This window comes from Mycobacterium sp. E136 (assembly GCF_001666865.1).
GTDB lineage: Bacteria > Actinomycetota > Actinomycetes > Mycobacteriales > Mycobacteriaceae > Mycobacterium.
The window spans coordinates 1-19,627 of record NZ_LZJE01000359.1; the positions used below are offsets into that span (position 1 = coordinate 1).

General features: G+C 68.5%; 22 protein-coding genes. 11 read left to right on the top strand and 11 right to left on the bottom strand.

Translation table 11 applies throughout. The annotated features are described in order from the left end of the window. Positions 1-174 precede the first annotated feature (174 nt). Positions 175-1,650, top strand: a complete 1,476-nt coding sequence (locus tag A5698_RS24460) for a multicopper oxidase family protein (RefSeq protein WP_068302333.1) — start codon at positions 175-177, stop codon at positions 1,648-1,650. Positions 1,651-1,678: 28 nt separating this feature from the next. Here the strand turns inward: A5698_RS24460 and A5698_RS24465 are convergent, their stop codons facing one another. The 3 genes from A5698_RS24465 to A5698_RS24475 are packed head-to-tail and all read right to left on the bottom strand — an operon-like array spanning position 1,679 to position 4,620. Next, entirely contained in the window at positions 1,679-2,842 is a 1,164-nt protein-coding gene (locus A5698_RS24465) for an acyl-CoA dehydrogenase (RefSeq protein WP_068302337.1), read from the bottom strand. 52 nt (positions 2,843-2,894) lie between these two features. Continuing rightward, on the bottom strand, positions 2,895-3,407 hold the full coding sequence (gene purE, locus A5698_RS24470) for a 5-(carboxyamino)imidazole ribonucleotide mutase (protein WP_068302340.1): 513 nt from the start codon (positions 3,405-3,407) through the stop codon (positions 2,895-2,897). Further along, positions 3,400-4,620, bottom strand: coding sequence for a 5-(carboxyamino)imidazole ribonucleotide synthase (locus A5698_RS24475; protein WP_286144633.1), 1,221 nt, complete (start codon positions 4,618-4,620; stop codon positions 3,400-3,402). Before A5698_RS24475 ends, purE begins: the two co-directional genes overlap by 8 nt. Before the next feature lie 103 nt (positions 4,621-4,723). On the opposite strand from A5698_RS24475, the gene A5698_RS24480 reads away from it, so the two are divergent. After that, complete coding sequence (locus A5698_RS24480) at positions 4,724-5,401, top strand: GtrA family protein (RefSeq protein WP_068302343.1); 678 nt, start codon at positions 4,724-4,726, stop codon at positions 5,399-5,401. On the opposite strand, the gene A5698_RS24485 is transcribed toward A5698_RS24480, so the two are convergent. Both A5698_RS24485 and A5698_RS24490 read right to left on the bottom strand, forming a co-directional pair. Then, positions 5,356-5,874 (bottom strand): PH domain-containing protein, encoded by a 519-nt coding sequence (locus A5698_RS24485; protein WP_067086841.1) that lies wholly within the window; start codon positions 5,872-5,874, stop codon positions 5,356-5,358. The genes A5698_RS24480 and A5698_RS24485 overlap by 46 nt on opposite strands. A 20-nt stretch (positions 5,875-5,894) precedes the next feature. Beyond that, the gene (locus tag A5698_RS24490) at positions 5,895-6,701 is read right to left on the bottom strand and encodes a biotin--[acetyl-CoA-carboxylase] ligase (RefSeq protein WP_068302346.1); all 807 of its coding nucleotides are present in this window, start codon (positions 6,699-6,701) and stop codon (positions 5,895-5,897) included. Positions 6,702-6,796: 95 nt separating this feature from the next. Between A5698_RS24490 and A5698_RS24495 the strand changes: the two genes are divergently transcribed. From A5698_RS24495 to A5698_RS24525, 7 genes are all read left to right on the top strand, one after another. Beyond that, positions 6,797-8,437 (top strand): acyl-CoA carboxylase subunit beta, encoded by a 1,641-nt coding sequence (locus A5698_RS24495; RefSeq protein ID WP_067086846.1) that lies wholly within the window; start codon positions 6,797-6,799, stop codon positions 8,435-8,437. Then, positions 8,434-8,727 carry an acyl-CoA carboxylase epsilon subunit gene (locus A5698_RS24500; protein WP_067086849.1) on the top strand — a complete coding sequence of 98 codons (294 nt, stop codon included), beginning with the start codon at positions 8,434-8,436 and terminating at the stop codon, positions 8,725-8,727. The genes A5698_RS24495 and A5698_RS24500 overlap by 4 nt, the downstream gene beginning before the upstream one ends. Next, positions 8,724-9,365: a Maf family protein gene (locus A5698_RS24505; protein ID WP_067086852.1), complete on the top strand. Its 642-nt coding sequence runs from the start codon at positions 8,724-8,726 to the stop codon at positions 9,363-9,365. Before A5698_RS24500 ends, A5698_RS24505 begins: the two co-directional genes overlap by 4 nt. A 37-nt stretch (positions 9,366-9,402) precedes the next feature. Then, positions 9,403-10,290: a sulfurtransferase gene (locus A5698_RS24510; RefSeq protein ID WP_068302348.1), complete on the top strand. Its 888-nt coding sequence runs from the start codon at positions 9,403-9,405 to the stop codon at positions 10,288-10,290. Continuing rightward, positions 10,287-10,697, top strand: a complete 411-nt coding sequence (locus A5698_RS24515; RefSeq protein ID WP_067086858.1) for a SufE family protein — start codon at positions 10,287-10,289, stop codon at positions 10,695-10,697. The genes A5698_RS24510 and A5698_RS24515 overlap by 4 nt, the downstream gene beginning before the upstream one ends. Positions 10,698-10,818: 121 nt before the next feature. After that, positions 10,819-12,618 carry an acetyl-CoA carboxylase biotin carboxylase subunit gene (locus A5698_RS24520; protein ID WP_067086860.1) on the top strand — a complete coding sequence of 600 codons (1,800 nt, stop codon included), beginning with the start codon at positions 10,819-10,821 and terminating at the stop codon, positions 12,616-12,618. A gap of 25 nt (positions 12,619-12,643) precedes the next feature. Beyond that, positions 12,644-12,973: a hypothetical protein gene (locus A5698_RS24525; RefSeq protein WP_068302350.1), complete on the top strand. Its 330-nt coding sequence runs from the start codon at positions 12,644-12,646 to the stop codon at positions 12,971-12,973. Positions 12,974-12,975: 2 nt separating this feature from the next. On the opposite strand, the gene A5698_RS24530 is transcribed toward A5698_RS24525, so the two are convergent. Next, positions 12,976-13,506 (bottom strand): nucleotidyltransferase family protein, encoded by a 531-nt coding sequence (locus A5698_RS24530; protein WP_067086866.1) that lies wholly within the window; start codon positions 13,504-13,506, stop codon positions 12,976-12,978. Between the two features lie 278 nt (positions 13,507-13,784). Here A5698_RS24530 and A5698_RS24535 point away from each other — a divergent pair, with 278 nt between their 5' ends. Further along, complete coding sequence (locus A5698_RS24535; RefSeq protein ID WP_082963904.1) at positions 13,785-14,228, top strand: STAS domain-containing protein; 444 nt, start codon at positions 13,785-13,787, stop codon at positions 14,226-14,228. Here A5698_RS24535 and A5698_RS24540 read toward each other — a convergent pair. Both A5698_RS24540 and A5698_RS24545 read right to left on the bottom strand, forming a co-directional pair. Further along, positions 14,199-14,921 (bottom strand): RNA polymerase sigma factor SigF, encoded by a 723-nt coding sequence (locus A5698_RS24540; RefSeq protein ID WP_369816186.1) that lies wholly within the window; start codon positions 14,919-14,921, stop codon positions 14,199-14,201. The two genes, A5698_RS24535 and A5698_RS24540, sit on opposite strands and share 30 nt — an antisense overlap. Before the next feature lie 62 nt (positions 14,922-14,983). Continuing rightward, positions 14,984-15,427 carry an ATP-binding protein gene (locus A5698_RS24545; protein WP_067086868.1) on the bottom strand — a complete coding sequence of 148 codons (444 nt, stop codon included), beginning with the start codon at positions 15,425-15,427 and terminating at the stop codon, positions 14,984-14,986. A gap of 256 nt (positions 15,428-15,683) precedes the next feature. On the opposite strand from A5698_RS24545, the gene A5698_RS24550 reads away from it, so the two are divergent. After that, positions 15,684-16,703: a DNA topoisomerase IB gene (locus tag A5698_RS24550; protein WP_067086871.1), complete on the top strand. Its 1,020-nt coding sequence runs from the start codon at positions 15,684-15,686 to the stop codon at positions 16,701-16,703. On the opposite strand, the gene A5698_RS24555 is transcribed toward A5698_RS24550, so the two are convergent. From A5698_RS24555 to A5698_RS24565, 3 genes are read right to left on the bottom strand one after another with little or no spacing between them, the layout of a single operon-like run. Beyond that, the gene (locus A5698_RS24555; protein WP_068302353.1) at positions 16,697-17,995 is read right to left on the bottom strand and encodes a UDP-glucose dehydrogenase family protein; all 1,299 of its coding nucleotides are present in this window, start codon (positions 17,993-17,995) and stop codon (positions 16,697-16,699) included. The genes A5698_RS24550 and A5698_RS24555 overlap by 7 nt on opposite strands. Further along, positions 17,992-18,933: a glycosyltransferase family 9 protein gene (locus tag A5698_RS24560; protein ID WP_068302356.1), complete on the bottom strand. Its 942-nt coding sequence runs from the start codon at positions 18,931-18,933 to the stop codon at positions 17,992-17,994. Before A5698_RS24560 ends, A5698_RS24555 begins: the two co-directional genes overlap by 4 nt. Then, the gene (locus A5698_RS24565) at positions 18,924-19,622 is read right to left on the bottom strand and encodes an SDR family oxidoreductase (RefSeq protein ID WP_231967523.1); all 699 of its coding nucleotides are present in this window, start codon (positions 19,620-19,622) and stop codon (positions 18,924-18,926) included. The genes A5698_RS24560 and A5698_RS24565 overlap by 10 nt, the downstream gene beginning before the upstream one ends. Positions 19,623-19,627: the final 5 nt, after the last annotated feature.

Genomic DNA, 19,627 nt, shown 5'->3' on the forward strand with positions numbered 1-19,627 from the left:
TGCCGCCACGCCCGCCGACAGCACGAGGAAACCGCGCCGGTCGATCACGCTCCTCAGCGTGGCACCGCGACCCCGCGCTGGCCGATCGGCGCAGGGCGACGGAGAAGGTCACCAAGGGCTGACCGTCGCGCGTTCTCCGGCCAGCAGACGCAAAAACGCCCATTTCTTGGCGAAATGAGGCAGTTTTGCGTCTGCTCGCGGGGTCGCGGTGCCACGCTGAGGAGCGTGATCGACCGGCGCGGTTTCCTCGTGCTGTCGGCGGGCGTGGCGGCAGGCGTCGTGGGCGCGTGTTCCTCGCGTTCGAACCCGGCGCCTGCCGACCGTGGCGCCGGGTTCGACATCACGTTCACCCCCGCGGAAGTGGACGTCGATCTCGGTGGGGTCGCGGTTCGCACGTGGGCGTATGCCGACGGGGTGCCCGGGCCGGAGATCCGAATCCGCAAGGGCGAGAGGATGCGCGCGCAGCTGAACAACAAACTGTCCGCACCGACCACCATCCACTGGCACGGCCTCGCGATACCCAACCCGATGGACGGCGTGCCCGTGCTGACGCAGCCAGCCGTGCCCGCGGGCGAGTCGTTCACCTACGACTTCGTCGTACCCGACGCCGGGACCTACTGGTATCACTCCCACGAGGGCACCCAACTCGACCGCGGCCTCTACGGTCCACTGATCATCGAGGATCCCGCCGACGGCGCCGACTACGACGATGAACTCGTCATCGTGCTCGACGACTGGGTCGACGGCACCGGGCGCACACCCGACCAGGTGCTGGCCGACCTGAACAGGGCAGGCATGGCGCCGATGCCGAACGTCCCGGACGCCGGCATCACCTCGGCCACACCGCTCGGCGACGACGGCGGCGATGTCACCTACCCCTACTACCTCGTCAACGGCCGGGTGACCGCCGACTCGCAAGTGGTCGATTACCATGCCGGACAACGTATCCGGCTGCGGATCATCAACGCCGGGTCGGACACCGCCTTCCAGGTCGGCGTGCCCGGCCACCCGCTGCGGGTCATCGCCACCGACGGGTTCCCGGTCGAGCCCAGGCAGGTCGATTCGGTCATCCTCGGAATGGGTGAACGGGCCGACGCGATCGTCACGCTGCAGGCGTCGGCTCCCGTCGTCGCCGCGGCGTATCGCAAGGACGGGTACGCCCGGCTCAACATGCGCGTCGACAAGAAGGCCGGCCCCGCAGGCATCGAGGACTACGTCGTGACGCTGCGCAGGCGTCCTCCGCTCGACACCGCGACGCTGGCGGCCGCACCGGAGGTGAACCTGCCCGCCGGCGCCCCACAGCAGGTCATCGACATGCGGCTCGCCGGTCCGGTGGACGGCTACACGTGGACGATCAACGGACGCCGCTACGATCCGCCCCGCGACGGATACGCGGTGACGCGCGACCAACGCGTGCGCATCCGATACGTCAACGAGTCGAAGATGTTTCACCCCATGCACTTACACGGGCACACGTTCCAAGTGATGGGGCCCGGTGGGCCGCTGGCCCGCAAAGACACGGTGCTCGTCGCACCGCTGCGCACCGTCGAGATCGACTTCGACACCGACAACCCCGGACGGTGGATCACCCACTGCCACAACACGTATCACCTTGAGGCGGGCATGGCCACGTTCATCGAGTACACCTGAACCCCGGCGAGCAGAAGAAGCGGAGAGGCTACTTCAGCAGGGCGCGCGACATCACCACGCGCTGAATCTGGTTGGTGCCCTCGTAGATCTGGGTGATCTTGGCGTCGCGCATGTACCGCTCGACGGGGAAGTCGGTGGTGTAGCCGTAGCCGCCGAACAACTGCACTGCGTTAGTGGTCACCTCCATCGCGACGTCGGAGGCAAAACACTTCGACGCCGAGGAGATGAACCCGAGGTCGGGCTCGCCGCGTTCGGCGCGAGCGGCCGCGGAATACACGGTCAACCGGGCGGCCTCGATCTTCATCGCCATGTCGGCGAGCATGAACTGCACGGCCTGGAAGTCGCCGATCGGCTTGCCGAACTGCTTGCGCTCCTTGACATATGCGATCGAGGCGTCGAGTGCGCCCTGCGCGATGCCGACCGCCTGCGCACCGATCGTCGGGCGGGTGTGGTCCAGGGTGGCCAGCGCGGTCTTGAATCCGGTGCCCTCGTCGCCGATGATCCGGTCGGCCGGAATCCGGCAGTCCTCGAAGTACAACTCGGTGGTGGGCGATCCCTTGATACCCATCTTCTTCTCCTTGGCGCCGATGGAGAAGCCGGGGTCGTCCTTGTGGACGATGAACGCCGAGATGCCGTTGGCCTTCTTGTCCGGGTCGGTCACCGCCATCACCGTGTACCAGGTCGACTGGCCGCCGTTGGAGATCCAGCACTTGGCGCCGTTGAGCACCCACTCGTCGCCCTCGCGGCGGGCCCTGGTGCGCATCGAAGCGGCGTCGCTGCCCGCCTCGCGCTCCGAGAGTGCGTAGGAGGCGACGGCCTCACCCGCGGCGATCGAGGGCAGCACCTGCTTCTTGAGTTCCTCGCTGCCGCGCAGCAGCAGCCCCATGGTGCCGAGCTTGTTGCAGATCGGGATCAGCGACGACGACGCGCACACCCTGGCGACCTCTTCGATCACGATGCAGGCCGCGATCGAATCGCCGCCCTGACCGCCGTACTCTTCGGGAATGTGGATGGCGGCCATGCCCGAAGCGGTCAGCGCCGCAAGCGCCTCGTCGGTGTAGCGCGCCTTCTCGTCGACGTCGGCGGCATGCGGGGCGATCTCCTTCTCACAGAGGTCGCGCAGCACCGCGCGCAATTCGTTGTGCTCGTCGGAGAGCTGAAAGAGGTCGAATGACGGGTTGCCGATGGTCATGAAAACTCCTTGCTACTCGCCGGTAACCCTACTCTCGCGGGCCCCGGTCGACCTATTCGCCGAGTAGGCGGTCCCGCAGCGCCGCGTCCTTCTGCAGCACCGTGTCGTGCAGGTCGGCCTGGAACCGCACGATCCGCTCGCGCAGGGCGGTGTCGGCCGCCCCCAGGATCCGCACCGCCAACAACCCCGCGTTGCGGGCCCCGCCGATCGACACCGTGGCCACCGGGACTCCGGCGGGCATCTGCACGATCGACAGCAGCGAGTCCAGGCCGTCGAGCTTGGCCAGCGGCACCGGCACGCCGATCACGGGCAGTGGAGTCGCCGAAGCCACCATGCCGGGCAGGTGCGCGGCCCCGCCCGCGCCGGCGATGATCACCTCGATGCCGCGGTCGGCCGCGCTCTGGGCGTATTCGAGCATGCGGACCGGCGTGCGGTGTGCGGAGACGACGCCGACCTCGAAGGGCACCTCGAACTCGGCCAGCGCGTGGGCGGCATCCTCCATCACCGACCAGTCGCTGTCGCTGCCCATGATCAGGCCGACGCGCGGCGCAGGAGCGCTACTCATGTGGGTCCCATCCGTCCGTCCATTCCGCGTGCGACAACCAGTGTGCCGCCCTGACCGCGCGCTCGCGCACATCGGCGACGTACGCGTCGTCGTCCAGCGAGCCGGTCGCCTCGCCGAGCACGTTCACGTGGCCGATCTTTCGGCCAGCCCGCTCGGCCTTCCCGTACAGATGGACCTTGGCGTCGGGCATCCGCGCGAACAGGTGGTGCAGCCTCTCGTCCATCGTCATCGCCGGGGCTTCTTGCGCGCCAAGGACATTGGCCATGACGGTGACCGGAGCGATCGGCGCGGTGTCGCCGAGCGGATAGTCGAGCACCGCGCGCAGGTGCTGTTCGAACTGGCCGGTGTACGCACCGTCCATGGTCCAGTGCCCCGAGTTGTGCGGTCGCATCGCGAGCTCGTTGACCAGCAGCGCGCCGTCGACGGTTTCGAACAACTCGACGGCCAACACGCCGACGACGCCGAGCTCAGAAGCCAGCTTCAGTCCCAATTGGCCTGCCGCCGCACGCAATTCGTCGTCCAGGCCCGGCGCGGGTGCGATCACCTCGACGCAGATGCCGTCGCGCTGCACGGTCTCCACCACCGGCCACGCGGCGCCCTGCCCGAACGGCGAACGCGCCACCAGGGCGGCCAGTTCGCGCCGCATCGCGACCTTCTCCTCGACCAGGACCTGCGCCCCGCCGTCCAGATACCGCTGCGCGGCGTCGCACGCCTCGGCGACGTCTGCGGCCAGCGTGACTCCGCGCCCGTCGTAGCCGCCGCGCACGGTCTTGACGACCACGGGGCCGCCGACCCGCTCGGCGAATGCGTCGACGTCGGCCAGCTCCTCGACCGCCGCGAACCGCGGCACCGGCGCGCCGAGCGCCTCCAGCCTGCGGCGCATGACCAGCTTGTCCTGGGCGTGCACCAGCGCCGACGGCGGCGGTGCCACGTTGACGCCCTCGGCGAGCAGCTTCTCCAACAGCTCGGTCGGCACGTGTTCGTGGTCGAAAGTCAGCGCATCGGCGCCGGCGGCGACGCGGCGCAGCGCGTCGAGATCGGTGTGTGTGCCCAGCACCACATCGGGGCTGACCTGCGCGGCCGGGTCACCGGCATCGACCGCGAGCACACGCAGCGTCTGGCCGAGCGCGATCGCGGCCTGATGGGTCATCCGGGCCAGCTGACCACCGCCGACCATGGCGACCACCGGGGGTCCTTTGGGGTTCTGCGACACGTCCACATGGTGTCATGACGACCGGTCCGGGTCGGCCCCCGCGTACCCACCGCGACCTGCATGGGTACACGTAGGCTGCCGGATTTACGTACACTGCCCTGTTGTGTCCTTTACCGATGCGACGATCGCGCGGCTGCCGAAACCGGTACGGCCGTACTTCGAGCGGCATCACGAGCTCATCAAGTTCGCGATAGTCGGCGCGACGACGTTCATCATCGACACGTCCGTCTTCTACACGCTCAAGCTCACGGTGCTCGAGCCCAAGCCGGTCACGGCGAAGATCATCGCGGGCATTGTCGCGGTGATCGCGTCCTACATCCTCAACCGCGAGTGGAGCTTCCGCGACCGCGGCGGCCGCGAGCGTCATCACGAGGCGCTGCTGTTCTTCGGCTTCTCCGGCGTCGGCGTGCTGTTGAGCATGGCCCCGCTGTGGTTCTCCAGCTACGTGCTGATGCTGCGGGTGCCCGAGGTCAGCCTGACCGTCGAGAACATCGCCGACTTCATCGCCGCCTACATCATCGGCAACCTGCTGCAGATGGCGTTCCGGTTCTGGGCGTTCCGGCGATGGGTGTTCCCCGACGAGTTCGGCCGCAACCCCGACAAGGCGGTCGAGTCGCTCACCGCGGGCGGGCTCGCCGAGCTCATGGAGGACCACCACGAGCACGTCGATCACGTCGACGGCGAGGGCAACGTCACGCCGCTGCGCCGGCCCGGCCGACACGCCGGCAAGGTGACTCAGCTGGGCGACTCCTCCGAGCCCAGGGTGTCGAAGACCTCGTGATACAGCAGCGAGTGGACGTGCTCCACTCGCGGGATGTCGTGGAACTCGAGCGGGTCCTGCGCCGCTGACTCGATGATCAACGTGCCGGTCCGCAAGATGCGGTCCAGCAGCGCGTGCCGGAACTCGACGCTGTTGATCCGGGCCAGCGGGATGTCGATACCCGACCGGGTCAACACGCCGTGGCGGAACATGACGCGACGATCGGTGATCACGAAGTGCGTGGTCCACCAGTTCAGGAACGGCCACAGCGTCAGCCATCCGACGATGATCAGCCAGATCGCGGCGATCACGATCAGCACGACGTTGCGGGCGGTCTGGTCCCAGCCGGTGCTGTTGACGTAGCCGCCGCCGAACGCGGCCAACGCCGTGACAACGAGCAGGATCAGGACCGGCCCGATGAGCCGCTTCCAGTGCGGATGGCGGTGCAGCACCACCTGCTCGTCGGACGCGAGCACGTTGTCCGGGTAACCCATGCGATGACTTTAGGACGAAATCACTGGTCGGGACGCAGATGCACGATGTCGCCCGCCGAAACCGTCACCGGCCGACCGTCGGCCTCGATGACGAGCCTGCCCTGGTCGTCGACGTCACGGGCCACACCGACGATCTCCTGCTCGCCGGGCAGCAGCGCGCGGACGCGCCGCCCCAGCGTCAGGCTCCGGGCGCGATAGTCGGCCGCCAGCCCGGCGTCCGCGCCTCCGGCGCGACGCCACGATTCGAGGCGGTTGCCCAGTTCGTGCAGCAGCCGAACGACCAGGCGCTGCCGGTCGGGTGCGGGGACACCGAGATCGACCAGCGAGACCGCCCCCTCGACGGCGACATCCTCGGCGCGCAGCGAGACGTTGAGCCCGACGCCGATCACCACGGCCCGCTGTCCGGCCGCCACTTCGGCCAGGATGCCGGCCAGCTTGCCCTCGCCGGCGAGGACGTCGTTGGGCCACTTCAGGCCCGCAGCGACGCCCGTGTCGGCCACCGCGTCGACGACGGCCACGCCGGTCGCCAGCGGCAGCCAACCCCACGCCGAGCTGGGCACCGCGGTGGCGTCGATCCCCACCGACATCGTGATCTGCGCGAACGGCGCCGCCGACCAGCTGCGGCCCCGCCTGCCTCGGCCGGCGGTCTGGTTCTCGGCGATCAACACGGCGCCGTCGATGTCCTCGCCTCGCGCGGCGCGCGCGGTCAGGTCGGCGTTGGTCGATCCGGTCTCGTCCACCACATCGATGCGCCGCCACGTCTTCGAACCGCTGCCGACCTGCTCGCGCAGCGTTGCGACGTCGAGTGGAACCTGTTGTGCGGTCATCGCGTCGCACTCCCGTCTGTCAGTTGTCGAGCCTTAAGGAGACCTTAAGGACGCGCCGTCGGTCGCGCGGCGGCCGTTCGTTAGCATCGACCACCATGACCTCCGTTCAAAAGCCGTCGGTCGAGCCGTCAGGCGAACACGAGATCGACATCCACACCACCGCGGGCAAGCTGGCCGATCTGCGCAAGCGGACCGAGGAGACCTTGCACCCGGTCGGCGAGGAAGCGATCGAGAAGACCCACGCCAAGGGCAAGCTCACCGCTCGCGAGCGCATCCTGGCACTGCTCGACGAGGGCTCGTTCGTCGAACTGGACGCGCTGGCTCGCCACCGCAGCACCAACTTCGGCATGGAGGCCAACCGTCCCCTCGGCGACGGCGTGGTGACCGGCTACGGCACCGTCGACGGCCGCGAGGTGTGCATCTTCAGCCAGGACGCGACGGTCTTCGGCGGCAGCCTCGGCGAGGTGTACGGCGAGAAGATCGTCAAGGTCCAGGAACTGGCCATCAAGACCGGCAGGCCGCTGATCGGCATCAACGACGGCGCAGGCGCCCGCATTCAAGAGGGTGTCGTCTCACTCGGCTTGTACAGCAACATCTTCCACAACAACATCCTGGCCTCCGGCGTCATCCCGCAGATCTCGCTGATCATGGGCGCCGCGGCCGGTGGGCACGTCTACTCCCCCGCGCTGACCGACTTCGTGATCATGGTCGACCAGACCAGCCAGATGTTCATCACCGGGCCGGACGTCATCAAGACCGTCACCGGTGAAGAGGTGACGATGGAGGAACTCGGCGGCGCGCACACCCACATGGCGAAGTCGGGTCTGGCGCACTACGTGGCCTCCGGCGAGCAGGACGCGTTCGACTACGTGCGCGAGCTGCTGTCGTACCTGCCGAGCAATAACTACGCCGATCCGCCGCGCTATCCGGAGGCGGTGCCCGAGGGCCCGATCGAGGACAACCTCACCGACGAGGACCTCGAACTCGACACGCTGATTCCGGATTCGCCGAACCAGCCCTACGACATGCACGAGGTCATCACCCGCATCCTCGACGAGGACGAGTTCCTCGAGGTGCAGGCCGGTTACGCGCAGAACATCATCGTCGGGTTCGGCCGCATCGAGGGCCGCCCCGTCGGCATCGTCGCCAACCAGCCGACCCAGTTCGCCGGCTGCCTGGACATCAACGCCTCGGAGAAGGCCGCCCGCTTCATCCGGACCTGCGACTGCTTCAACGTCCCGATCGTGATGCTTGTCGACGTGCCCGGCTTCCTGCCCGGTACCGGCCAGGAGTACAACGGCATCATCCGGCGCGGCGCCAAGCTGCTCTACGCCTACGGCGAGGCGACGGTCGCCAAGATCACCGTGATCACCCGCAAGGCCTACGGCGGCGCCTACTGCGTCATGGGGTCCAAGGAGATGGGTGCCGACGTCAACGTCGCCTGGCCGACCGCGCAGATCGCCGTGATGGGCGCTTCGGGCGCCGTCGGGTTCGTGTACCGCTCGAAGCTCAAGGAAGCCGCCAAGAACGGCGAGGACGTCGACTCGCTGCGCCTGGAGCTGCAGCAGGAGTACGAGGACACGCTGGTCAATCCGTACATCGCGGCCGAACGCGGTTACGTCGACGCGGTCATCCCGCCGTCGCACACGCGCGGCTACGTCGCGAACGCGCTGCGGCTGTTGGAGCGCAAGATCACGCAGGTTCCGCCCAAGAAACACGGGAACATCCCCCTGTGAGCGGGGCGAACGATCCGGCGAGCGACGGGGAGGCCGACGTGACGGTGACCGACGAGCAGATCGCCACTCAGCAGGATCACGAGGCGCATATCCAGGTCGTCAAGGGTGAACCGACCCAGGACGAGCTCGCCGCGCTGATCGCGGTGCTCGCCGCCGCGTCGAGCGCACCGGCCGAGCCGCGCGAGCAGGAGGAGAACCTCTGGGGTCATCCCGTCAACCGGCTGCGGTACACGCCGTTCAGCTGGCAGCGGGTGACGCTCGTGGAACGGACACACATGCGTCGTCGATGACGCGCGTCGTCCTCGGTTCGGCCTCCTCCGGCCGCCGAAAAGTGTTGCGGCAAGCCGGAATCGATCCGCTGATCGTGGTCTCCGGGGTCGACGAGGACGCCGTCATCGCCGACCTCGGCCCGGCGGCGACGCCTGCGGAGGTGACGGTCGCGCTCGCGACGGCCAAGGCCGACGCCGTCGTCGCCGACCTCGATCCCGCCGTCGGCACGGACTGCGTCGTGATCGGGTGCGACTCCATGCTGCTGCGCGACGGCGCGTTGGTCGGCAAGCCGGCCTCGCCCGAGACGGCGCTGGCCGACTGGCGCCAGATGGCGGGCAACTCCGGCCGGCTGTACACCGGACACTGCGTGATTCGGCTGCGCGACAACGAGATTGCTTGCCGACTGGCCGAGGCCACCTCCACCACGGTGCACTTCGCGACACCGTCAGACGTCGATCTCGAGGCTTACGTCGCCAGCGGGGAGCCGACCGCGGTGGCCGGCGGCTTCACCCTCGACGGTTTGGGCGGCTGGTTCGTCGACGGCGTCGAGGGCGACCCCTCGTCGGTGATCGGCATCGGCCTACCGCTGGTCCGCGGCATGTTCGAGCGGGCCGGACTGTCGCTGGCCGACCTCTGGCGCGACAACCCGGTCACCTGATCCCACGGGATACGCGTGCCTCGGTAGGCTCGGGTTTGTGCCTCTACCTGCCGATCCAGACCCCGCCCTGCAGTCGTATGCCCACCCCGAACGCCTGGTGACCGCCGACTGGTTGTCGGCGAACCTGGGCAGACCGGGGCTCGCCATCGTCGAGTCCGACGAGGACGTGCTGCTCTACGACACCGGCCACATCCCCGGTGCGGTCAAGATCGACTGGCACACCGACCTCAACGATCCCCACGTGCGCGACTACATCACCGGTGAACAGTTCGCCGAGCTGATGAACCGCAAGGGCATCTCCCGCGACGACACCGTCGTGATCTACGGCGACAAGAGCAACTGGTGGGCCGCGTATGCCCTGTGGGTGTTCACACTGTTCGGCCACCCGGACGTCCGCCTCCTCAACGGAGGCCGCGACCTGTGGATCTCCGACGGCCGCGAGACCACGCTGGACGTGCCGACCAAGACCAGCACCGGCTACCCCGTCGTCGAGCGCGACGACGCACCCATTCGTGCGTTCAAGGAAGACGTGCTCGACGTGCTCGGCCAGGCGCCCCTGATCGACGTCCGCTCACCGCAGGAGTACACCGGCGAGCGCACCCACATGCCCGACTATCCCGAGGAGGGCGCGCTGCGGGGCGGCCACATCCCCACCGCACGCTCCATCCCGTGGGCGAAGGCCGCCGACGACAGCGGCCGGTTCCGCAGCCGTGCCGAGCTCGAGGACCTGTACGGCTTCCTGACCCCCGACGACAAGACGATCGTCTACTGCCGCATCGGTGAACGCTCGAGCCACACCTGGTTCGTGCTGACGCACCTGCTGGGCCTGCCCGGAGTCCGCAATTACGACGGCTCGTGGACCGAATGGGGCAACGCCGTGCGGGTTCCCGTGGTCGCAGGGGAAGATCCGGGCGAAGCGCCATGAGCATGCCGGCCGCGCTGGCCGAGGTGGTGTCGGACTTCAAGGAGATGCAGGGCCAGGACAAGCTGCAACTGCTCCTGGAGTTCGCCAATGAGCTGCCGCCGCTGCCCGCCGACCTCGAGGAGGCGGCGATGGAACCGGTTCCCGAGTGCCAGTCGCCGCTGTTCCTGCACGTCGACGCAGACGACCGCGACCACGTCCGGCTGTACTTCAGCGCACCCGCCGAAGCCCCCACGACGCGCGGGTTCGCCGCGATCCTGGCGGCAGGGCTCGACGACCACCCCGCCGACGAGATCCTCGCCGTGCCGGACGACTTCTACTCCGAGCTTGGGCTCGCGGCGCTGATCAGCCCGCTGCGGTTGCGTGGGATGTCGGCGATGCTGGCCCGCATCAAGAAGCGGCTTCGCTGAGGGCGTTCCGTCGGTTACCGACGGGTAAGGGACCGGCTCACGGGGACCTCGGCGACGACGCATAAACTTCCCCCAGTTACATTCCTAAAGACGTTTCTTAGACATGCCACCAGGAGGCGCAGTGCCCAGTCACGCCAGCTCGAAGATCTCCAAGGTGCTGGTCGCCAACCGCGGGGAGATCGCGGTCCGGGTGATCAGGGCCGCCAAGGACGCGGGGCTGCAGAGCGTGGCGGTGTACGCCGAACCTGACGCGGACGCTCCTCACGTACGGCTCGCCGACGAGGCGTTCGCGCTCGGTGGCCAGACGTCGGCCGAGTCGTATCTGGTGTTCGAGAAGCTGCTCGACGCGGCCGAGAAGTCCGGAGCCAACGCGATCCACCCGGGCTACGGGTTCCTCTCCGAGAACGCCGACTTCGCGCAGGCGGTCATCGACGCCGGCCTGATCTGGATCGGGCCCAGCCCGCAGTCGATCCGCGACCTCGGCGACAAGGTGACCGCCCGCCACATTGCCGCCCGCGCGCAGGCGCCGCTGGTGCCCGGCACCTCCGACCCTGTCAAAGACGCCGACGAGGTCGTCGCGTTCGCCAAGGAGTACGGCGTGCCGATCGCGATCAAGGCGGCGTTCGGCGGCGGCGGCCGCGGCATGAAGGTCGCCCGCACCATCGAGGAGATCCCCGAGCTCTACGAGTCGGCGGTGCGCGAGGCGGTCGCGGCGTTCGGCCGCGGCGAGTGCTTCGTCGAGCGCTATCTGGACAAGCCCCGCCACGTCGAGGCGCAGGTGATCGCCGACCAGCACGGCAACGTCGTGGTGGCGGGCACCCGTGACTGCTCGCTGCAGCGCCGGTTCCAGAAGCTGGTCGAGGAGGCCCCCGCCCCGTTCCTGACCGACGCCCAGCGCAAGGAGATCCACGAGTCGGCCAAGCGCATCTGCAAGGAGGCCGGTTACTACGGCGCGGGCACCGTCGAGTACCTCGTCGGCCAGGACGGGCTGATCTCGTTCCTCGAGGTCAACACCCGCCTGCAGGTCGAGCATCCGGTGACAGAGGAGACCTCGGGCATCGACCTGGTGCGCCAGCAGTTCCGTATCGCCAACGGCGAGCCGCTCGACATCACCGAGGATCCGACGCCGCGCGGCCACTCGATCGAGTTCCGCATCAACGGCGAGGACGCCGGCCGCGGCTTCCTGCCCGCTCCCGGCCCCGTCACCAAGTTCGTGCCGCCGACCGGCCCGGGCGTGCGGCTGGACTCCGGGGTGGAGACCGGTTCGGTCATCGGCGGCCAGTTCGACTCGATGCTGGCCAAGCTGATCGTCTCCGGCGCCACCCGCCAGGAGGCCCTGGAGCGGTCCCGTCGTGCGCTCGACGAGTTCACCGTCGAGGGCCTGGCCACCGTGATCCCGTTCCATCGCGCCGTCGTGTCCGACCCCGCGTTCATCGGCGACGACAACGGATTCACCGTGCACACCCGCTGGATCGAAACCGAGTGGGACAACACCGTCGAGCCGTTCACCGGTGGCGATCCGATCGAGGAAGAGGACACCGTCCCGCGGCAGACCGTGGTCGTCGAGGTCGGCGGGCGCCGGCTCGAGGTGTCGCTGCCCGGCGATCTGGCGCTCGGTGGCGGTGGCGCTCCGGCGGCCAACGGCAGCGTCGTCCGCAAGAAGCCCAAGGCCCGCAAGCGTGGTGGCGGCGGCGGAGCGGCCGCCTCCGGTGATGCGGTGACCGCGCCGATGCAGGGCACCGTGGTCAAGGTCGCCGTCGAAGAGGGCCAGGAGGTCTCCGCGGGTGACCTCGTCGTGGTGCTCGAGGCGATGAAGATGGAGAACCCCGTCACCGCGCACAAGGACGGCACCATCACCGGCCTCGCGGTCGAGGCGGGTGCCGCCATCACGCAGGGCACCGTCCTCGCCGAGATCAAGTAGCCGAGGGCCGCGGGTAGGGCGCCGCGTGGAGCCGGTCGAAATCAACGCCGGCGCTTGGTATTTGCGGGCGCCGCGCGATGACGAACTCATCGACGACGGCCCCGCGCTCGCCGACATGGGCGAGACGGATCCGGGCTACATCACGCGCTGCCGCGCGCAGTGGGCCTCCGACACCGCCTACACCTGGGCGGTCTGCGAACCGACCACCGGAGAGATGCTGGCCGAGATCACGCTCGATCCGCACGCCGCGTTGCTGCGCACACGGTTCCGCGAGGGACACGCCGACGCGGCGGCGATCTCCGAGGAGTCCGTGCGCCGGTTCGCCACAGGGATGCTGGGCCTCACGGTCCGCTGACGTCAGCTGACGTCGATGTCGCGACCCGTCGCCAGATCGGCACAGTCGACCGACACGACGTCGTCGCGGCCGGTCAGAAACGAGCGTGCTCCCTGGTCGCCGTGCACCTGTTCCAGCAGAGCGGCCCAGTGCCTGCGGGCGATGACGACCGGGTGCCCGGGCGCTTGCGCGTAGCGGGCCCGCGCAAGACCCGACTCCGAAACGGTCGCGGCGGCCACCACACGGCGCACCACCTCGGCACCGACGTCGGGCGTGTCGACGGTGTGCAGCACGGCGAAATCCGCGTCGATCGCCGACAACCCGGCCCGCAGCGAAGCCGACAATCCGTCCGCCCAGGCCTCGGCGAAAACAGCGCGTGCCGGCGGCGGCACCTCGACCAATGCCGCGCCCAGCACCACCACCACGTCGTCGCATCCGCCCGCATGCAGCGCGTTCACCGCGGTGTTCAGCCACTCGCCTTGCGCCGCAAGCACTTTGGGCATTCCATAGCGAGTGCCGGCACCGGCGGCCAGCAGCACACCGGCGAGGGTCATGTCCGACGTCTTTCAGGGGCGTCGAGTTTCGACAAAATTGCCATTTCTCAGGTATTCCAGTGTTCTGACCAGCGGTTGCGGTGACGATCTCGATATTGATTGTGCATGGTCAGTTAGCAGCGTAGGGTTCAATCCAGGTTGAGTTCACAGCCGAGCTGGAACGTCATCGACGTGCAGGGCAGAACTCCCGCCACTGCTGCGAAGGCTTTGAATACGCAGGGCCCCAATTTTTGACGTGAACCACAGTACGAATGCCACATTCACTGATGGAGTCACACATGTCTATTACTCATTGCACACCCCTTTCCATTGCCGATGCGCAGTCGGTTGAAACACGCGATTGCCATACGGCGCATTTCGCCACGCGTCGGCTGACGCCCGACACCGCGATCGTCTCCGCCCACGGTGAGATCGACGCGGCGAACTCCATGGAGTTCGTCAACTACGCGATGCGCAATGCCGCCGAGCTCGAGCGCCTCGTGATCGATCTGTCGGGCGTCGAATTCTTCGGCACCGCAGGATTTTCCGCGCTGCACACGCTCAACGTGCGCACTGCGGGCGAGAAGATCGACTGGGCGTTGGTGCCGAGCGCGTCGGTCAGTCGACTGCTGCGTATCTGCGATCCGGACGCCGCGCTGCCCATCCGCGACAGCCTGGCTGCGGCGCTCTCTCCCGAGGAGCCCAACCGGCCGTTACTGCAACTGGTCCCGGAGTCGCGCTAGCGACTTCGCGAGCAGTCGCGACACGTGCATCTGTGAGATGCCCACGCGCTCGGCGATCTGCGTCTGGGTGAGCGACTCGAAGAAGCGCAGCAACAGCACCGTTCGTTCGCGCTCCGGCAGCGCAGCGAGCAACGGCCGCAACGCTTCTCGGTTCTCGATCTGGTCGAGGCCGAGGTCGACGTCGCCCAGGGTGTCGGCGATCGCCGGGGCGTCCTCGGTTCCGCTGCCGCCGCTGTCGATCGACAGCGTGTTGTAGGAGCTGCCTGCCACCAGGCCCTCGACGACCTCATCGCGGTCCATGCCCAGTTCCGCGGCCAGCTCCGACGCTGTCGGGGCGCGGCCGAGCCGCTGGGACAACTCCGCGGTGGCGGCGCCGAGGCGCAGGTGGAGTTCTTTGAGCCGCCGCGGCACCTTCACCGACCAGCTGTTGTCGCGGAAGTGCCGCCGGACCTCGCCCATGATGGTGGGCACCGCGAACGAGACGAAGTCCGAGCCGGCTTCGACGTCGAAGCGGATCACCGCGTTCACCAGTCCGACGCGGGCCACCTGGACGAGGTCCTCGCGCGGTTCGCCGCGGCCGTCGAAGCGACGCGCGATGTGGTCGGCCAACGGTAGGCAGCGCTCGACGATGCGGTCACGCTGGCGCTGGAATTTCGGCGAGTCCTCCGGCACGTTCTTCAGCTCGCGGAACATGTCGGCGACATCCGCGTACTCAGAGTTCGAGCGCGACGACGAACCCTGTGACGTCGACGGCGTCACTGCAGCGTCGCTCGTCTCGTCGTCATGGAGATCCCGAACACCTGAGCGTTCTCGGGTCCCTGCCCATTCTCGAAGGTATTCACTTCGTCGGTCAGTGAGCTCAGCACGTGCCAGCTGAAGCTTCCCGGCGCCAGGATGTCGGAACTCTTGCAGGTCGTGGACGCGTCGATGACGACCGCGTCCTCGCGCGGGTCGATGACGAGCAGCAGCGTGGAGTTGGGCACCGCGGACCGGATCAGCCTCGTACACGCTTCGTCGACCGCTAGGCGCAGGTCGGCGACGGCGTCGAAGTCCAGGTCCTCGAAGGTCGCCACGGCGGCGACCAGGGTGCGCAGAACCGCTAGGTTCTCGAGTTCGGCGGCGACCCGGAGTTCCACCGACCGCGCGCCGTGCCCGTGCCCATTGTTCTTGTTGGCAGTAGTTCTGGCAACGTCGGCCATTTGACCTCCCGGCAATGTCGAAGCGAGATTACCCCAGGTCGGATCCCACCTAACCACGAGTACTCCGCCTACCCGCGGACGATGACGTGTGCCGCACGCCAGCGCGGGTATTTACCCCGTCATGGAGAAGGCCCCACCCCGCACGCGACCGACCGAACGGTGAACACGGCTGTGACGAGCGGCGTTTTGACGGCGCGACAAAGTAAGACTTCTCCATGGTGGGGGTTCAGTACCCCCCTGCACTCGGGGGCCAAACATGCGTCTACGCCGTAGCGTCGTCAGCGGCCCCGGCCTGTGCCGGGTGCGTCGCGGCCGCGGGTTCTCCTACGAACATCCCGACGGCAGCCCGGTCACCGACGAGAAGACCCTGCAGCGCATCAAGGATCTGGTCATCCCGCCCGCCTGGAAGAAGGTGTGGATCTGCCCCTACCCCAACGGCCACATCCAGGCGGTGGGCACCGACGCCGCGGGCCGGCGCCAGTACCTCTACCACCAGCGGTGGCAGGAGGAGCGCAACGAGGAGAAGTTCGACCGGGTGCTGGAGATGTCGGCCGCGCTGCCCGAGATGCGCAGGCGCATCGCCGCGGACCTGCGCCGCCGCGGGCTGCATCGCGACCGCGTGCTGGCCCTTGCACTGCACCTGGCCGATCTCGGGTACTTCCGGGCGGGCTCCGAGCAGTACGCCGAGGAGAACAACTCGTACGGCATCGCGACGCTGCTCTGCGAGCACGTGACGCTGCAGCGCAACGCCATCGAGTTCGACTTCCCCGCCAAGAGCGGCGTGCGGCGCACGCTGCTGATCGATGACCCCGAGGCGGTCCGCTCGATCCGCGCGCTGTTGCGCCGCCCGGAGCGCACCGAGCGGCTGCTGGTGTGCCGCAACGGCTCGGGCTGGATCGACATCCACGCCGACGACCTGAACACCCGGTTCAAGGAACTCGTCGGCGACCGGTACACGATCAAGGACCTCCGCACCTGGCATGGCACGGTGCTGGCCGCCGCCGCGTTCGTGGACGCCGACCCACCCGTCAACAAGACCGTCATCAAGCGCGTCGAGTCCGCGGTGATGAAGGAGGTCGCCGAGGAACTCGGCAACACACCCGCGGTGGCCCGAAGTTCGTACGTCGATCCGCGAGTCGTCACGGCCTACGAGTCCGAGCTCACGATCGCCGCGGCCGCCAAGCGCGCCGCGAAGGCCAAGATCCTGGCCGACCGCCAGGAGATACTCGACCGCAGCACCGCACGCCTCATCCGCCGGGTGGCGAAAGGTCAGTAGCCCGAGGGGGTTCCATTACCCAGGTAGGTCAGTCCAGCCTCGCTGAGCACCGCCGGGTCCAGCAGGTTGCGGGTGTCGACGACGACGGCGCCGGGCGCGTGCTCGGCGATCAAGGCCCAGTCGAGTTCCCGAAACTCCGGCCATTCGGTGAGCACGACGATCGCGTCGGCGTCCTTGGTGGCAAGGGACGGATCGTCGACCGCCACGATCGACGAGGCCCGCAGCCGCGTGTGGTCCATCGCGTCCAACCGCGGGTCGTAGCCCGTCACCTGCGCACCGGCGCGGCCCAGGTCGGCGCAGACGGTCAACGCCGGGGAATCGCGCAAATCGCTGGTGCCGGCCTTGAAGGTCAGGCCCAGGGCGGTGATGCGGGCCTGCCCGAGTGGCGCGGCCACTGCCCGGCGCAGGGTCGACACGATGTGCGCGGACTGCGTGGAGTTGGTCACGCGGGCCGAGTCGATCTCCGGCAGCTCCACACCCGCGACCCGTCCGGTGTGCAGGATGGCCGAGGTGTCCTTGGGCAGGCACGACCCACCCCACCCCGGGCCGGGCTGCAGGAAGTGCGGGCCGATGCGCACGTCGGCGCCCATGCAGCGGATGACGTCGGTGACGTCGGCGCCCATGCGCGCGCACAGCCGTGCCAGCGAGTTGGCGTAGGAGATCTTCACCGCGAGAAACGCATTGCTGGCGTACTTAGCCAACTCGGCGCTCTCCGGGCTCATCCGGAAGGTCTGCGTGTGGTTGCCGTACACGCGCGTAACCAGATCGGCCGCGTCGGGGTCCACGGTCCCGATCACGATGCGGTCCGGGTTGCGGAAGTCGTAGATCGCGTGGCTCTCGCGGAGGAACTCGGGATTGGAGACCGCGCGGATGCCGGCGCCTTCGACCCGTTGCGCGATTCGACGGGTGGTGCCGACCGGAACGGTCGACTTGAGCACCAGCACCGCGCCGGGCCGCAACACCGCGGCGAGGTGGTCGACCGCGTCGTCGACCGCGCACAGGTCGGCCGACCCGTCGGACCCGCTCGGCGTCGGCACGCAAACGAACACCACATCGCATCCGGCCAATTCGCGGTATTCGACGGTGAATTCGAGGCTCTCGGTGTCCAGGCCCTGGCGCAGCAGCTCGGGGAGACCGGGTTCGTCGAGGAGGGGCACACCGCTGCGGAGCTGCTCGACCCGCCCGGCGTCCACGTCGACGCACACCGTGTGGTGGCCCCGTTCGGCCAGGCACACCGCGGTCGTCAGCCCGACGTAGCCCGCGCCGATCACACCCGTGCGAATAATCTTCATGCGCAGTCCTTCAGCAGCCTCTCGCTGGCGTCGAGGACGCGGCCGACCGTGATCAGCAAGAGCCCACTGTGGGGGCGGTCGGCGTGCGGGTCGCCCCTGTCGCCGGCCCAGACCGCGATGTGCGGACCCGATCCCCTGGGTCCCCACCGGTCCGGCGGGGTGGGACCGAACAGCAGCACCGACGGCGTGCCGGTCGCGGTCGCGATGTGCCCGACGCCGGTGTCGCCACAGATCAGCAGGCGGCAGTCGCTGATCAGCGCGACGAGCTCGAGCAGGCCGAGAGTGCCTGCGAGGACGGCTGATCGGGGCAGGCCGGCGGCATCGGCCACCGACGTCGCGAGGTCGACTTCGCGGTCGTCACCCGTGATGACCACGTCATGCCCGCGGTTGCGCAGCGCGCCGGCCACTTCCGCGAACCGCTCCGGTGGCCATCGCCGCGCCGCGTATGCGGCTCCGGGGTGGATCACGACGGCCGACGACCGATCCGGATAACCGGGCGGCCGCGGTATCGCCAGATCGTCGGGGGTGCAGGGTATCCCGGCCCATTCGAGCAGGGTGCACCAGCGGTCGACCTCATGGAGATCGGCGCGCCATGGTGGCCCGTCGATGCCGGGGAATGCGCAGTGGCGGTGGCTGATCAGGGCGCCGGGCTGAAGGCTGCACAGGTCGGCGATGCTTTCGGGGCCACTGCCGTGCAGGTTCACGGCCAGGGCAGGCGGCTCGCGGCGGGGACGGAGCCGGCCGAGGCCGGGTGTCGGGTCGAGCTCGTCGACCGCGCCGGAGAGCATCGCCAGATCCCGATACCGTTCGGGCGCGGCGAGCGCGATGTGGGCGTCCGGGTACGCGCGCCGTAGGCCGCGCAGCGCCGGGATCCCGGTGAGCAGATCGCCGAGACCCAACGCGCGCAGGACCAGAACGCTGTTGGGGCTCACGGCCACGAGGACTCAGTCGAGGCGCACACCACGAGCTCGCGGACCTCACAGCCGGCCGGCTGGGAGAGCGCGAACACCACGGTGTCGGCCACGTGCTCGGGCTGGTTCAGCTTGGCGTCCGGTGGCGGCTTGTACTGCTCGTCGCGGCTGTCGAAGAAGGCCGTGTGCATGCCGCCGGGAATCAACGTCGTCACGCCCACCTCTCCCGCGAGTTCGGCTGCCAGAGCGCGGGAGAATCCGACGACACCGAATTTGGAGGCGCAGTACGCGGTGGCGTCGCTGACGGCCTTGATCCCCAACGTCGATGCGCACGTGACGATCCGGCCGCCGGTGCTCTTCAGGTAGGGCAACGCCGACCGGATCACGGCGGCCGTGCCGAGCAGGTTGACGTGGATGACGCGTTCCCAGTCCTTGACCGCGACATCGTCGAGCTTGCCGCAGACGTCGGTGCCTCCCGCGGTGAACACGCCGTGGATCTGACCGCCGACCTGATCGGCGAGCGTGCGCACCGCGGCGTCGACGGCCTCGGTGTCGGCGAGGTCGGCGCGCGCGAAGGCCACTCCCGGTTTCGGGTCGTTGCGGTCGATCACCAGCGGTGTACCACCCTGGCGTGCAACGGCTTCCACCGTCGCCGCACCGAGTCCCGATGCACCGCCGGTGATGATGATGTTGCCCAGAGCCATTCCCAGAGCCATTGAGG

Coding starts and splice junctions, on each gene's coding strand:
- A5698_RS24460 (WP_068302333.1), top strand. CDS start 175: ATGAGGCAGTTTTGCGTCTGCTCGCGGGGTCGCGGTGCCACGCTGAGG.
- A5698_RS24465 (WP_068302337.1), bottom strand. CDS start 2,842: ATGACCATCGGCAACCCGTCATTCGACCTCTTTCAGCTCTCCGACGAG.
- purE (WP_068302340.1), bottom strand. CDS start 3,407: ATGAGTAGCGCTCCTGCGCCGCGCGTCGGCCTGATCATGGGCAGCGAC.
- A5698_RS24485 (WP_067086841.1), bottom strand. CDS start 5,874: ATGGGTTACCCGGACAACGTGCTCGCGTCCGACGAGCAGGTGGTGCTG.
- A5698_RS24490 (WP_068302346.1), bottom strand. CDS start 6,701: ATGACCGCACAACAGGTTCCACTCGACGTCGCAACGCTGCGCGAGCAG.
- A5698_RS24495 (WP_067086846.1), top strand. CDS start 6,797: ATGACCTCCGTTCAAAAGCCGTCGGTCGAGCCGTCAGGCGAACACGAG.
- A5698_RS24505 (WP_067086852.1), top strand. CDS start 8,724: ATGACGCGCGTCGTCCTCGGTTCGGCCTCCTCCGGCCGCCGAAAAGTG.
- A5698_RS24515 (WP_067086858.1), top strand. CDS start 10,287: ATGAGCATGCCGGCCGCGCTGGCCGAGGTGGTGTCGGACTTCAAGGAG.
- A5698_RS24530 (WP_067086866.1), bottom strand. CDS start 13,506: ATGACCCTCGCCGGTGTGCTGCTGGCCGCCGGTGCCGGCACTCGCTAT.
- A5698_RS24535 (WP_082963904.1), top strand. CDS start 13,785: ATGTCTATTACTCATTGCACACCCCTTTCCATTGCCGATGCGCAGTCG.
- A5698_RS24540 (WP_369816186.1), bottom strand. CDS start 14,921: ATGTTCCGCGAGCTGAAGAACGTGCCGGAGGACTCGCCGAAATTCCAG.
- A5698_RS24545 (WP_067086868.1), bottom strand. CDS start 15,427: ATGGCCGACGTTGCCAGAACTACTGCCAACAAGAACAATGGGCACGGG.
- A5698_RS24550 (WP_067086871.1), top strand. CDS start 15,684: ATGCGTCTACGCCGTAGCGTCGTCAGCGGCCCCGGCCTGTGCCGGGTG.
- A5698_RS24555 (WP_068302353.1), bottom strand. CDS start 17,995: ATGAAGATTATTCGCACGGGTGTGATCGGCGCGGGCTACGTCGGGCTG.
- A5698_RS24565 (WP_231967523.1), bottom strand. CDS start 19,622: ATGGCTCTGGGAATGGCTCTGGGCAACATCATCATCACCGGCGGTGCA.